The sequence below is a fragment of the uncultured Sphingomonas sp. genome, from assembly GCF_964250165.1.
Classification (GTDB): domain Bacteria; phylum Pseudomonadota; class Alphaproteobacteria; order Sphingomonadales; family Sphingomonadaceae; genus Sphingomonas.
Genome location: NZ_CAXUEK010000078.1, coordinates 1 through 12,214 on the forward strand (window position 1 = coordinate 1; position 12,214 = coordinate 12,214).

The 12,214-nt window shown below is 69.7% G+C and carries 13 protein-coding genes and 1 pseudogene; 7 read left to right on the plus strand and 7 right to left on the minus strand.

The annotated features are described in order from the left end of the window. Window positions 1-425: thiamine pyrophosphate-dependent enzyme (locus ACFE64_RS13100; protein ID WP_375392907.1), on the minus strand; the 425-nt coding region annotated here is incomplete at its 3' end. 111 nt (window positions 426-536) lie between these two features. Between ACFE64_RS13100 and ACFE64_RS13105 the strand changes: the two genes are divergently transcribed. From ACFE64_RS13105 to ACFE64_RS13115, 3 genes are all read left to right on the plus strand, one after another. Further along, window positions 537-1,817 carry an MFS transporter gene (locus ACFE64_RS13105; RefSeq protein WP_375392908.1) on the plus strand — a complete coding sequence of 427 codons (1,281 nt, stop codon included), beginning with the start codon at window positions 537-539 and terminating at the stop codon, window positions 1,815-1,817. Further along, window positions 1,814-2,734 carry a cysteine synthase A gene (cysK, locus tag ACFE64_RS13110; protein WP_375392909.1) on the plus strand — a complete coding sequence of 307 codons (921 nt, stop codon included), beginning with the start codon at window positions 1,814-1,816 and terminating at the stop codon, window positions 2,732-2,734. Before ACFE64_RS13105 ends, cysK begins: the two co-directional genes overlap by 4 nt. Window positions 2,735-2,808: 74 nt before the next feature. Continuing rightward, window positions 2,809-4,101, plus strand: coding sequence for a cell wall hydrolase (locus ACFE64_RS13115; protein ID WP_375392910.1), 1,293 nt, complete (start codon window positions 2,809-2,811; stop codon window positions 4,099-4,101). A gap of 2 nt (window positions 4,102-4,103) precedes the next feature. On the opposite strand, the gene ACFE64_RS13120 is transcribed toward ACFE64_RS13115, so the two are convergent. From ACFE64_RS13120 to hisI, 4 genes are read right to left on the minus strand one after another with little or no spacing between them, the layout of a single operon-like run. Next, window positions 4,104-5,906: an acyl-CoA dehydrogenase C-terminal domain-containing protein gene (locus tag ACFE64_RS13120; RefSeq protein WP_375392911.1), complete on the minus strand. Its 1,803-nt coding sequence runs from the start codon at window positions 5,904-5,906 to the stop codon at window positions 4,104-4,106. A 2-nt stretch (window positions 5,907-5,908) separates the two neighbouring features. Next, window positions 5,909-6,328 (minus strand): MerR family DNA-binding transcriptional regulator, encoded by a 420-nt coding sequence (locus ACFE64_RS13125; protein WP_375392912.1) that lies wholly within the window; start codon window positions 6,326-6,328, stop codon window positions 5,909-5,911. Window positions 6,329-6,364: 36 nt separating this feature from the next. Continuing rightward, window positions 6,365-6,847: a hypothetical protein gene (locus ACFE64_RS13130; RefSeq protein WP_375392913.1), complete on the minus strand. Its 483-nt coding sequence runs from the start codon at window positions 6,845-6,847 to the stop codon at window positions 6,365-6,367. After that, window positions 6,844-7,206 carry a phosphoribosyl-AMP cyclohydrolase gene (gene hisI / locus ACFE64_RS13135; protein ID WP_375392914.1) on the minus strand — a complete coding sequence of 121 codons (363 nt, stop codon included), beginning with the start codon at window positions 7,204-7,206 and terminating at the stop codon, window positions 6,844-6,846. Before hisI ends, ACFE64_RS13130 begins: the two co-directional genes overlap by 4 nt. A gap of 102 nt (window positions 7,207-7,308) precedes the next feature. On the opposite strand from hisI, the gene ACFE64_RS13140 reads away from it, so the two are divergent. Together ACFE64_RS13140 and ACFE64_RS13145 are read left to right on the plus strand one after the other, a co-directional pair. Next, the gene (locus ACFE64_RS13140; protein ID WP_375392915.1) at window positions 7,309-8,595 is read left to right on the plus strand and encodes a cytochrome P450; all 1,287 of its coding nucleotides are present in this window, start codon (window positions 7,309-7,311) and stop codon (window positions 8,593-8,595) included. Continuing rightward, window positions 8,595-8,915, plus strand: a complete 321-nt coding sequence (locus tag ACFE64_RS13145) for a 2Fe-2S iron-sulfur cluster-binding protein (protein ID WP_375392916.1) — start codon at window positions 8,595-8,597, stop codon at window positions 8,913-8,915. The genes ACFE64_RS13140 and ACFE64_RS13145 overlap by 1 nt, the downstream gene beginning before the upstream one ends. A gap of 20 nt (window positions 8,916-8,935) precedes the next feature. Here ACFE64_RS13145 and ACFE64_RS13150 read toward each other — a convergent pair whose 3' ends face one another. Continuing rightward, complete coding sequence (locus ACFE64_RS13150; protein WP_375392917.1) at window positions 8,936-9,187, minus strand: Rho termination factor; 252 nt, start codon at window positions 9,185-9,187, stop codon at window positions 8,936-8,938. Window positions 9,188-9,295: 108 nt separating this feature from the next. Between ACFE64_RS13150 and purF the strand changes: the two genes are divergently transcribed. After that, a complete protein-coding gene (gene purF, locus ACFE64_RS13155) occupies window positions 9,296-10,753 on the plus strand; it encodes an amidophosphoribosyltransferase (RefSeq protein ID WP_375392918.1) in 1,458 nt (485 codons plus the stop codon). A gap of 98 nt (window positions 10,754-10,851) precedes the next feature. Beyond that, window positions 10,852-11,571, plus strand: a complete 720-nt coding sequence (locus ACFE64_RS13160) for an SDR family NAD(P)-dependent oxidoreductase (protein WP_375392919.1) — start codon at window positions 10,852-10,854, stop codon at window positions 11,569-11,571. On the opposite strand, the pseudogene ACFE64_RS13165 reads toward ACFE64_RS13160, so the two are convergent. Then, window positions 11,568-12,214 (minus strand): annotated as a pseudogene (locus tag ACFE64_RS13165) (class I SAM-dependent methyltransferase); the annotation flags it as partial. The gene ACFE64_RS13160 and the pseudogene ACFE64_RS13165 sit on opposite strands and share 4 nt — an antisense overlap.

A 12,214-nucleotide genomic window follows, 5' to 3' on the forward strand; every position in this document is an offset into this window, starting at 1 on the left:
GCGCCGACGATGCCGTGGCCGCCGTAGAACTTATGCTCGACCGAGAACATGTGCATCGAGCCGCCCTTGCCCTTGCTGATCCCGGCCGCGCGCCCGGTCAGCTCGGCCATCACGTCCTTGGGATCGATCCCGCACAGCAGCATGTGGCCATGGTCGCGATAGCCGGTAATCACCGAATCCTTGTCGCTCAACGCGGACTGCAGCCCGACCGCCACCGCCTCCTGGCCGATGTACAGATGGCAGAAGCCGCCGATCAGCCCGAGCCCATAGAGCTGCCCCGCCTTCTCCTCGAAGCGGCGGATCAGCAGCATCTGCCGATAAAAGGTCAGCAGCTCGTCCTTGGACGCCTCATAGGGCTGTGGTTCATCGGGACGCTCGCGATTGGGTGCGGGCGGCGGGGCGGTGCGTACGGCGGCTCTGGCCAAGGTGGTGGGCCCTTGTTTCCGGGGAGGAACGTCAGCCTATAGTCCCGCCAAGCCCGCATCGGCAACGCCGCGCCTTGCCCTTGCGCCATCCGGCCGCGTAAGGCCGCCGCGATGGCCGCAGCCCCGCACCCGCTCACCATCGCCAACTTCCGCGCCTATTGGCTGTCGCGGCTCGCCGGCACGATCGCGATCAGCGCGCAGGGCATCATCATCGGCTGGCAGGTCTATGGCCTGGCGCGGCAGACGCTGGACGTCCGCCAGTCGGCGTTCCTGCTCGGCATGATCGGGCTGGTCCAGTTCGTGCCGCTTTTCCTGCTGACGCCCGTGGTCGGACTGGCGGCGGACAGCGTCGACCGGCGCTGGATCGTCCGGAGCACGACGGCACTGCTCACGGTCAACGCGGCGGTGCTGGGTTTCCTGACCTGGCAGGACCGGCTGTCGCTGCCCTTCCTGTTCACGGCCGCGATGTTCGTCGGCGTGGCGCGCGCCTTTTCCGGCCCGGCCTATTCGGCGCTCGCGCCCAATCTGGTGCCGCGCGAGGTGCTGCCGACGGCGATCGCGGTGTCCTCGATCGCCTGGCAGGTGGGCACCATCGCCGGCCCGAGCGTGGGCGGGCTGCTCTATGCGATCCATCCGGACGTGGCGTATGGCACGATCGCCGCCCTGCTGCTGCTCGCGCTCGGCTTCATGTTCCTGATCGGCCCGGTGCCGCAGCCCGCCGCGCAGACCGATCGCCACCCGCTGCAGCGCATCGCCGACGGCTTCCGCTATGTCCGCCGCAACCGGCTGGTGCTCGCCACCATCACCCTCGACCTGTTCGTGGTGCTGCTCGCCGGCGCGACGGCGCTGCTGCCGATCTACGCCCGCGACATCCTGCATGTCGGCGCGCGCGGTCTGGGCTTTCTCGCCGCCGGCATGGGGATCGGCGCGGCGGCCGGCTCGATCTGGTTCTCGTTCCGGCCGATGAAGGCGGACGTCGGCGTCAAGATGCTGATCGCGGTCTGCATCTTCGCGGTCGCCATCCTGGTGTTCGGGGTATCCCGCTCCTTCCCGCTCAGCTTGACGGCGCTGATCGTGGCGGGCGCGGCGGACATGGTGTCGGTCTATGTCCGCTCCTCGCTGATCCAGCTGCACACGCCCGATGCGATGCGCGGGCGGGTGAGCGCGGTGTCGCAGCTCACCATCTCCGCCTCCAACGAGCTGGGCGAGGCGGAGACCGGGCTCATGGCGTCGCTGCTCGGCCCGGTCGGCGCGGTGGCGGTCGGCGGCGTCGCGGCGTTGGCGATCGTGCTGGCCTGGTCGCAGCTTTTCCCGGAACTCAAGCGCGCCAAGACCTTTGACCTGCCCAAGACGCTCGATCTCGAGCCGCAGCACGGAGTAGCCACGCCATGAAGGCCGACACGATCCTCCAGACGATCGGCGACACGCCGCATATCCGCCTCCACCGGCTCTTTCCGGACAGCGAGGTGTGGATCAAGTCCGAACGCGCCAATCCCGGCGGCTCGATCAAGGACCGCATCGCGCTCGCCATGATCGAGGCGGCCGAAGCCTCGGGCGAGCTCAAGCCCGGCGGCACGATCGTCGAGCCGACCAGCGGCAACACCGGCATCGGCCTCGCCATGGTCGCCGCGGTCAAGGGCTACAAGCTGGTGCTGTGCATGCCCGAGAGCATGTCGCTGGAGCGCCGCCGGCTGATGCTGGCCTATGGCGCGAGCTTCGATCTGACGCCGCGCGAGAAGGGCATGAAGGGCGCGATCGAGCGCGCGACCGAGATCGTCGCCGCGACGCCGGGCGCCTGGCTGGCGCAGCAGTTCGAGAACCCGGCCAATATCGAGGTCCACGTCCGCACCACCGCGCAGGAGATCCTGAGCGACTTCCGCGAGACCCCGATCGATGCGATCATCACCGGCGTCGGCACCGGTGGCCACATCACCGGCGTCGCGCAGGTGCTCAAGAAGGAGTGGCCGCAGCTCAAGGTCTTCGCGGTCGAGCCGGCGTTGTCGCCGGTCATCGCCGGCGGCCAGCCGGGGCCGCACCCGATCCAGGGCATCGGCGCGGGCTTCGTGCCCAAGAACCTCCACACCGACCTGCTCGACGGCGTCATCGAGGTCGACGCGGCCATCGCCAAGGACATGGCCCGCCGTTCCGCCCGGGAGGAAGGTATGCTGGTCGGGATCAGCTCGGGCGCGACGCTCGCGGCTATCCTGCAGAAGCTGCCCGACCTGCCCGACAACGCCCGCGTGCTCGGCTTTAACTACGATACGGGCGAGCGGTATCTGTCGGTGCCGGACTTCCTGCCCGAAGCGTGAAGCGGATCGTCGTCACGATTTTCTCACCTGTGGGACGTAGCTGACCCACGGGTGAGGAGAGACCGCGCCACATCATGACCATTCGCCCGCTCCACGCGCTGCTCGTCGCCATCGCCGTGCTCGCGATCGGCGTGCCCGTGCTGCTCGTCCGCCACGCGCCGTCCGCGGCGCCGACCGTGCACAAGCTGCCGCAGCTGCCGCCGCGGCGAATCGTGCCCCAGGCGGAGCTGCCCCCGGTCGAGCCGGTCCGGTTCGTCGCGCTCGCGCCCGACGATGCGCGCGCGTTCAACGCCACCGTGCCCTTCGCCGACGGCCCGAATCCGGCCGCCCGCCCCTATCGCTTCGCGGGCGGAACGGAGGATCGCGCGCGCGCCACCGACTGCCTCGCCGCCGCAGTGATCTACGAGGCCGGGGACGACACCACCGGCGAGAAAGCGGTGGCGCAGGTGATCCTCAACCGGCTGCGCCATCCCGCCTTCCCGAAGACGGTGTGCGGCGTGGTGTTCGAGGGATCGGAGCGGCCGACCGGCTGCCAGTTCACCTTCGCCTGTGACGGCGCGCTGGCCCGCCGGTCGCCGTCGCCTGCGGCCTGGACGCGGGCGAGGACGGTGGCGATGCGGGCGCTGAACGGAGCGGTGTACGGCCAGGTGGGCTATGCGACCCATTACCACACCGACTGGGTGGTGCCGTATTGGCAGTCCAGCCTCGACAAGATCGCCGCGGTGGAGACGCACCTGTTCTTCCGCTGGACCGGCTGGTGGGGAACCCCCGCCGCCTTTCACAATCCCGCCGCGCAGGCGGAGCCCGCGATTGCCAAGCTGGCGGCGCTGTCCGACGCGCATCGCATCGCCGCCGGCCTCTCCGACGAGGAGATCGCGGCCGCCGCGACCGCGGCAGACGCTACCGCCGCGCCCGCGCTCATTGCCGATGGCGGCGACGCCGTTACCCAAACTGCCGAGGCGCAGACCTTCCTCGCCACCCTTCCGGGGGAGGCTTCGCCGGACGGCTTCCCGGCGCTCGCTGCGCGCGCGTGCGCCGGGCATCCCTATTGCAAGTATCTGGCCTGGACGCCGTTCGCCGGCACTCCGGCGGCGTTGCCGATCACTCCGCGCCAGCAGGCGAGCATGGGCTTCAGCTATCTGCGGGATCGCGCGCGCGGCTTCGACAAGGCGCTGTGGAACTGCCAGCAGTTCAAGCGCGCCGACGCCGCCCAATGCATGAAGCCGCAGCTGGCGCTGCCGAGCGCGCTCGCGCCTTCGGTCAGCCCCGCGGCGGAGCACGGCCCGACCGAGCTGGGCGGCGTCCGCCGCCGGGGCTCGCCAATGCTGCCGATGTCGCCGCAGCCTCCGGCCACGCCGGCGGGCTGAGATCAGGCCGCCAGGAACTGCTCTGGAGCCAGCGCCATCAGCGCCGCCGCGCCGCCCTCGATTTGCCGCCGGAGCGAGCCCGTCTCGGGCAGCAGCCGCTCGCCATAGAAGCGGGCGGTCACCAGCTTGGCCTCCAGGAAAGCGGCATCGTCCTCGCCGGCGGCGGCCAGTCGTGCCGCGGCGCCCGCCATGCGCAGCCACATCAGCCCGAGCGCCACCAGCCCGGTCAGCCGCAGATACGGCACCGCCGCCGCCCCCGCCTGGTCCGGGTCCGTTACGGCATTGGCCATCAGCCACAAGGTCGCGCCCTGCAGGTCGTCGAGCGCCCGCTCCAGCCGTCCGGCTAGTTCGGCAGTCGCAGCGTCGGCCTTCGCCGCCCCGATCTCGGCGGCGACCAGCGCCAGGAAGGCCTGGATCGGCCGCCCGCCATGCTGCGCGAGCTTGCGCCCGACCAGGTCCATCGCCTGGACACCGTTGGTGCCTTCGTAGATCATCGCGATCCGCGCATCACGGACATATTGCTCCATCCCCCATTCGGCGATGTAGCCATGGCCGCCGAACACCTGCTGCATGTCGGTGGCGACCCGGTAGCCCATGTCGGTGCCGAACGCCTTGATGACGGGGGTGAGCAGCCCGATCAGGTCCGCCGCCAGCTGCCGCTCGCCGTCGTCGACCGAGAGCTGCTCCAGATCGACCTGCAGCGCCCCCCACAGGCACAGCGCGCGCAGCCCTTCGGTCAGTGCCTTGGCCTCCATCAGCATCCGGCGGATATCGGCGTGGACGAAGAGCGGGTCGGCCTTTTCCGCCGGCTCCTTGGCCCCGGTCAGCGCGCGACCCTGCCGCCGCTCTCGGGCATAGGCGACGGCGTTCTGATAGGCCGTCTCGGCAACGCCAAGCCCCTGCAGCCCCACGCCGAGCCGCGCGGCGTTCATCATCACGAACATGGCGCCCAGGCCCTTCATCTCCTCGCCCACCAGCCAGCCGGTCGCGCCGTCATAATTCATCACGCAGGTGGAGTTGGCGTGGATGCCCATCTTGTGCTCGATCGAGCCGCACGAGACGGCGTTGCGCGCGCCGCGCGAGCCGTCGGCGTTCACCAGCACCTTGGGCACCACGAACAGGCTGATGCCCTTGGACGAGTCCGGCGCGCCCGGTGTCTTGGCGAGGACCAGATGGATGATGTTGTCGGTCAGGTCGTGCTCGCCGGACGAGATGAAGATCTTGGTGCCGGTGATCGCCCAGCTACCGTCCGCCTGCGGCTCGGCGCGGGTGCGGATCAGCCCCAGATCGGTGCCGCATTGCGGCTCGGTCAGGTTCATCGTCCCGCCCCACTCGCCCGACACCAGTCTGGGCAGATAGAGCGCCTTCTGCTCCGCCGAGCCGGTCGCCGTCAGCGCCGCGATCGCGCCGTGGGTGAGACCCGGATACATCGCGAACGCCATGTTGGCGGAGATCATGTATTCTTGGAAGGCGGTCGCGACCACGTGCGGCATCCCCTGCCCGCCATAATCGGGATGGTTGCCCAGGGTCGCCCAGCCGCTCTCCACGAACTGTCGATAGGCCGCCTTGAACCCTGCCGGCGTGGTGACACTGCCGTCCGGGTGCCGCGTGCAGCCCTCCCGATCGCCCGACTGGTTGAGCGGAAACAGCACCTCTGCGACGAACCGGCCGCCCTCCACCAGCACCGCATCGACCACCTCGGGCGTCGCTGCCGCAAAGCCGGGCTGGTTCAGGTGCTGCGCGAGCCCGACGACATGCTCCAGCACGAAGCGGGTATCGCGGACGGGCGGAGTGTAGGTCGGCATGCTTATCCTTCGTCCTGGGCGCGGCCGGCTTCGAGCATGGCCACGAACTCCGCCAACTCGACGACGGCGGCGTCGATATCGTGCTTCTGCGCCTCCAGCGAGCGGATGCGCTCCCGGCAGCGCTCGATGGCGACCGCGCGCTGGTGGCGACGGCCGTCGCCGACGTCGTAGAGGTCGATCATCTCGCGGATCGCCGCCAGGCTGAAGCCCACCCGCTTGCCGCGCAGGATCCAGGCTAGCCGAGCGCGGTCGCGCTGCGAGTAGAGCCGCTGTGTCCCGCGCCGCTCGGGCGCGATCAGCCCCTCGTCCTCATAGAAACGCAGCGTCCGCGCGGTGATGGCGAACTCGCCGCACAGGTCGGTGATCGAGAAGCGATTGCGATCCGTCTGCGGCGGCACGACGGCGGGAGCAGCGCTCGGCATGGCCGGGCGCTAAGCGCCGTTTACGTCAACGTCAACTCAGACGCCGCAGAGCAGCCGGCCGTTCGCGCCGCGCAATGCGGCCGCCTCCGCTGCCGAGTCGCTCAGCCGCTCGACCGCGAACGCCGCCAGCGACGCCCGGCCGCGGCAGTAGCGCGCGCACCCGCCCGGCAGCGCGGCGGGAAAGGCGATCCGCTCGCCGTCGAAGCTCGCATCGAACCGGCAGCCGGCGAAGCTGACCCGCAGCCGAGCGCCGTGCTGCTCGGCCGTGCCCGACGCGGCGCAGGCCTGTCCCTCGCCATAGTCGACGCTCGCCCCCAGCCGCAGCACTCCGTCCGCGGCGAGCGCGCAGAGCCGGTCGGTGTCGCCGGCCCAGACTCCGGCCAACCCGACCGCGCCGGGAGCGGTCACCAGCCCGCGCGCGATCGCCGCCGCCTCCAGCCGCCCGCCCGCCGTGTCGTCGGCCGCCGGCGCGCGGTGACAGCCCACCAGCGCCAACGCGACGAGCAGGACCGCCCTCACGACAGCGGCGCCAGCCGCTCGCCCTCGATCCGGCGGTAGAAGCACGAGCGCGCGCCGGTGTGGCAGGCCGGCCCGGCGGGATCGACGATGAGCTGTACAGCATCCTGGTCGCAGTCGATCCGCAGCTCGACGACGCGCAGCACATGGCCGGAGGTCTCGCCCTTGCGCCACAGCCGCCGGCGGCTTCGCGACCAGAAATGCGCTTCGCCCGTCGCCTGCGTCAGGTCGAGCGCCTCGCGATCCATGTGCGCGACCATCAGCAGCGCGCCCGACGTCCGGTCGGTCACCACCGCGGTGATCAGTCCGACCGCGTCCCAGGCGGGGTCGAGCGCGGTGGCGGTCTCGCGGTGATCGTCCATGGCGGCCAGATAGCGAGCAAGGGCGGGGCACAACAAGGTGGGGGCGAAGGGTTTGACGTGCGCCGGCCGCTGCCGCATCGTCGCCTGCAAAGGAGAGAGGCCATGGCCACCGCCCTCGAGATCGACGGACTCGATCTGCTCGACGACGTCGAGACGATGCCGCTCGCGCAGCTCAACCCGGCGCGTGCGCAGCGGTTCAAGGACGACACGATCTGGCCCGTCTTCGCCCGGCTACGGCGCGAGGACCCGGTCCACTTCACGCCCGCGAGCGAGTTCGGCCCCTATTGGTCGATCACCCGCTGGGCCGACATCATGGCCATCGACGTCAATCACGAGGCCTTCTCCTCGGCCCAGGGCATCGCCCTGCCCAACCTGGAGGCGCTCGCCGAGCAGGAGCGCGTGATGGGGCCGCGCCGGCGCGGCAATGCCGGGTTCATCACCATGGACGAACCCGAGCATAGCAAGCATCGCAAGGCGGTGACGCCCACGGTCGCGCCGGCCAACCTCGCGCTGCTCGCCCCGCTGGTGCGCGAACGCGCCGGGCAGATCCTGGATGCCCTCCCGATCGGCGAGACCTTCGACTGGGTGGACATGGTGTCAAAGGAGCTGACCGCGATGACGCTGGCCACGCTGTTCGACTTCCCGTTCGAGGAGCGGCGCAAGCTGACCTACTGGTCCGACGTTATCACCAACCTGCCCGGCCATGGCCCGGTGCGCGACTGGCCGCACAAGTTCGAGGTGTTCGGCAAATGCTTCGGCCGCTTCGACGCGATCTGGCACGAGCGGCTGGACAGCGGCGGCGGCAACGACCTGATCTCGATGCTCACCCAGAATCCGGCGACGCGCGAGATGGACCGCGAGCAGTATCACGGCACCGTGGTGCTACTGATCGTCGGCGGCAACGACACGACGCGCAACACCATCTCGGGCAGCCTGTATGCGCTTAACAAGAACCCCGACCAGTATGACAAGCTGCGCGCGGACCCCGGCCTGATCCCGTCGATGATGTCGGAGACGATCCGCTGGCAGACCCCGCTCGCCCATATGGCGCGGACCGCCACGCGCGACGTCGAGGTCGGCGGCAAAACGATCCACACCGGCGACAAGGTCGTGATGTGGTATATTTCCGGTAATCGCGACGAGACCAAGATCGACCGGCCGGACGACTATGTCATCGATCGGGCGCGCCCGCGCGAGCACCTGTCGTTCGGCTTCGGCGTCCATCGCTGCGTCGGCAATCGCGTCGCCGAGATGCAGCTGACGATCATCTGGGAGGAAATCCTGAAACGCTTTCCCGACATTCGCGTCATGGCGGAGCCGACCCGCACCTATTCCGGCTTCGTCCATGGCTACGAGACGCTGCCCGTCATGATCCCGCGGCGGCATTGATGGGTCGCGTCACCTATGTCGAACATGACGGCCGCGAGCACGCGATAGAGATTGAAGATGGCGTGTCGGTGATGCGCGGCGCGGTCGACAACGGCGTGCCGGGGATCGACGCCGATTGCGGCGGCATGTGCGCGTGCGCGACCTGCCATGTGCATGTCGCCCCCGACTGGTTCGCGCGGACCGGCGGCCCGGGCGTGCAGGAGGGCGAGCTGCTGGAGCTGGCGCCCGAGCGGGACGAGACCTCGCGGCTATCCTGCCAGATCGCGATGAGGCCCGCGCTGGACGGGCTGGTGGTGCGGCTGCCGATCAGCCAGCACTGATCGCCGCCGGCGCTCGCCGGTCAGCGATGGTCGCGAATCGCGTCCTCCAGCTCGGCTTTCTTCATCTTGGATCGGCCGGCGATGCCGATCCTCGCCGCTTCCTGCTGCAGCTCCCTCGCGCTGCGGTCCTCCAGGTGAACGCTGTTGTGCCCCAGCGTACCCGCCGCTTTCGCGTTGGCGATGCGCGCCGCCTTCTCCTTCGAATTGCCTTGCTTCAGCAGCTCCTCGTAGAGCGCGTCGTCCTTGATCTGCGGTCCGTGATCCCTGGCCATCGCCGCTCTCCTCCGCCGCACAACGTCGATCGGCCGCCGCGGTGCCACGAAGGGGCGACAAGCCCGGACGGCGCGCCTATATGACGCGCCCATGACGGCGAGCAGGCGATGTTGACGACCCATCCCTTCGACGACGACAAACTGCGCGAGGAATGCGGGATTTTCGGCGTGTCCGGCTCTGACAGCGCGGCCGCGCTGGTGGCGCTGGGCCTCCATGCGCTCCAGCATCGCGGCCAGGAGGCGGCGGGGATCACCTCGTTCGACGGCGAGCATTTCCACACCCATCGCGCCATGGGCCATGTCGCCGGCAATTTCGACCGCGATGAGGTGATCCGCGCGCTGCCCGGCACGGTCGCCGCCGGACACGTCCGCTATTCCACCACCGGCGAGGCGGTGCTGCGCAACGTGCAGCCGCTCTATGCCGAGCTGCAGTCGGGCGGCTTCGCGATCGCGCACAACGGCAACATCTCCAATGCGCAGCGGCTGCGGCGCGAGCTGGTGCGGCGCGGCTCGATCTTCCAGTCGACCAGCGACACCGAGACGATCATCCACCTGGTCGCCACCTCCAGCTACCGCACGCTGCTCGATCGCTTTATCGACGCGCTGAAGCAGATCGAGGGTGCCTATTCGCTGATCGTGATGACGCCGGAGGGGATGATCGTCTGCCGCGACCCGCTCGGCATCCGACCGCTGGTGATGGGTCGGCTGAACGGAGCGGTGATCTTCGCCAGCGAGACGGTCGCGCTCGACGTGGTCGGCGCAGAGTTCGAGCGCGCGGTGGACCCCGGCGAGCTGGTGATCGTGCAGGGCACGGACGTGCGCTCGATCCGGCCGTTCGCGCCGATGAGCCCGCGGCCGTGCATCTTCGAATGGGTGTATTTCTCCCGTCCCGATTCGATCGTGAGCGACCACTCGGTGTATGATGTGCGCAAGGCGATCGGCGCGCAGCTGGCGATCGAGTCGCCGATCGAGGCGGACCTGGTCGTCCCCGTTCCCGACTCGGGCGTGCCCGCCGCGATCGGCTATGCGCAGCAGTCCGGCATTCCGTTCGAGCTCGGCATCATCCGATCGCACTATGTCGGGCGCACCTTCATCCAGCCCGGGGACGGCGTCCGCCACCTGGGCGTCAAGCTGAAGCACAACGCAAACCGCGCGCTGATCAAGGGCAAGCGCGTGGTGCTGATCGACGACTCGATCGTGCGCGGCACGACCAGCCTCAAGATCGTGCAGATGATGCGCGATGCGGGTGCGACCGAGGTCCATATGCGCATCGCTTCGCCGCCGACGCGGCACAGCTGCTTTTATGGCGTCGACACGCCCGAGCGCGCCAAGCTGCTCGCCGCGCGACTCGACCTGGGCGGGATGACCGGCTTCATCCATGCCGACAGCCTCGCCTTCGTCTCGATCGACGGGCTCTACAAGGCACTGGGCGAGGCGCGACGGGCGGAGATCCGGCCGAAATATTGCGACGCCTGCTTCACCGGGGATTATCCGACGACGCTGACTGATCAGGACGAGTCGGCGGAGGTGGATCAGTTTGCGCTGCTGGAAGAGCGGGTGAACTGACGAGCTTTCGTCATGCCGGACTTGTGCCGCCATCCACGCTGGGGCAAGCGCCCGGGTCGGATCGCTGAGACGCCGGTGGATCCCGGCACAAGGCCGGGATGACGATGGCGCAAGACAAGTCTCTCGCAAATCAACTCGCGCTCGTCACCGGCGCGAGCCGCGGGATCGGTGCGGCGACGGCCGAAGCGCTGGCGGCGCGCGGCGCCCATGTGGTGCTGACCGCGCGGACCGCTGACGGCATGGAGGTGGTCGAGCAGCGGATCTTCGACGCAGGCGGCGCGGCGACAATCGCACCGCTCGACCTGACCCAGAACGATGCGATCGCCAAGCTGGCGGCGGCGATCGCCGAGCGCTGGCAGGCGCTGGACGTGCTGGTGCTCAACGCCGCGACGCTGGGCACGCTCGGCGCCGTGCCGGCGATCGATCCCAAGGAGATGGCGCACGTTCTGACGCTGAACGTCAGCGCGCAGGCGGCGCTGATCGCCGCCTTCGATCCGCTGCTGCGCCGCGCCGGCGCGGGCAAGGTGATCGCGCTGACCTCGTCCGTCGGCCGCAACCCGCGCGCCTATTGGGGGCTGTACGGCGCCTCGAAAGCGGCGCTGGAGACGCTGGTCGGCGCCTATGGCGACGAGGTCGCGGCGATCAGCCGGGTGCGCACCGCGATCCTCGATCCCGGCGCGACCCGCACGACGATGCGCGCGCGCGCCTATCCGGGGGAGGATCCGGCGTCCGTGAAGGAGCCCGCCGTGGTCGCCGAACGGATCGCCGCGATGGCGGAAGCCGGGTTCGAGGACGGCCATCGCGAGCGGGTCGGTTAACGCTTGACCAGCGTCACCTGCGCCACGTCGATGCCGCCGCCGCGGAAACCGCCCTCGCAATACATCAGGTAATAGCGCCAGAACGCTACGAACGCGGGGCCGAGCCGCGCCGGCAGGCGGCGTCCCGCGACGGCAAGGTCGAAGCGCTCGCGCCAGCGGCGCAGCGTCTGGGCATAGTCGAGGCCGAAGCCGTGATGGTCGGTCCAGGCGAGCCCGCGCGCCTCCGCGAGGGCGCGGAACCGCTCGGTCGACACCAGCATCCCGCCGGGAAAGACGTAGCGCTGGATGAAGTCGACATTGTCCGCATAGGCTGGGAAGATGTCGTCGGCGATGCTGATATATTGGAGCGCCGCCCGACCGCCGGGCCGTAGCACGCGCGCGATCGTGTCGAGATAGGCCGGCCAATATTCCTGGCCGACCGCCTCCACCATCTCGATCGAGGCGACCGCGTCGTAGCGGCCCCGCTCGTCGCGGTAATCGGCGAGCGCGACGGTGACGCCGGGCAGCGCGCGGGCCTCGGTGACGGCCTTCTGTTCCGTGGAGAGCGTCAGGCCGTGGACGCGCACCCCGGCCGCGGCGGCGACGGCGGCGAACGAGCCCAGCCGCAGCCGATCTCCAGCACCGCCTGCCCCGTCCCCGCGCC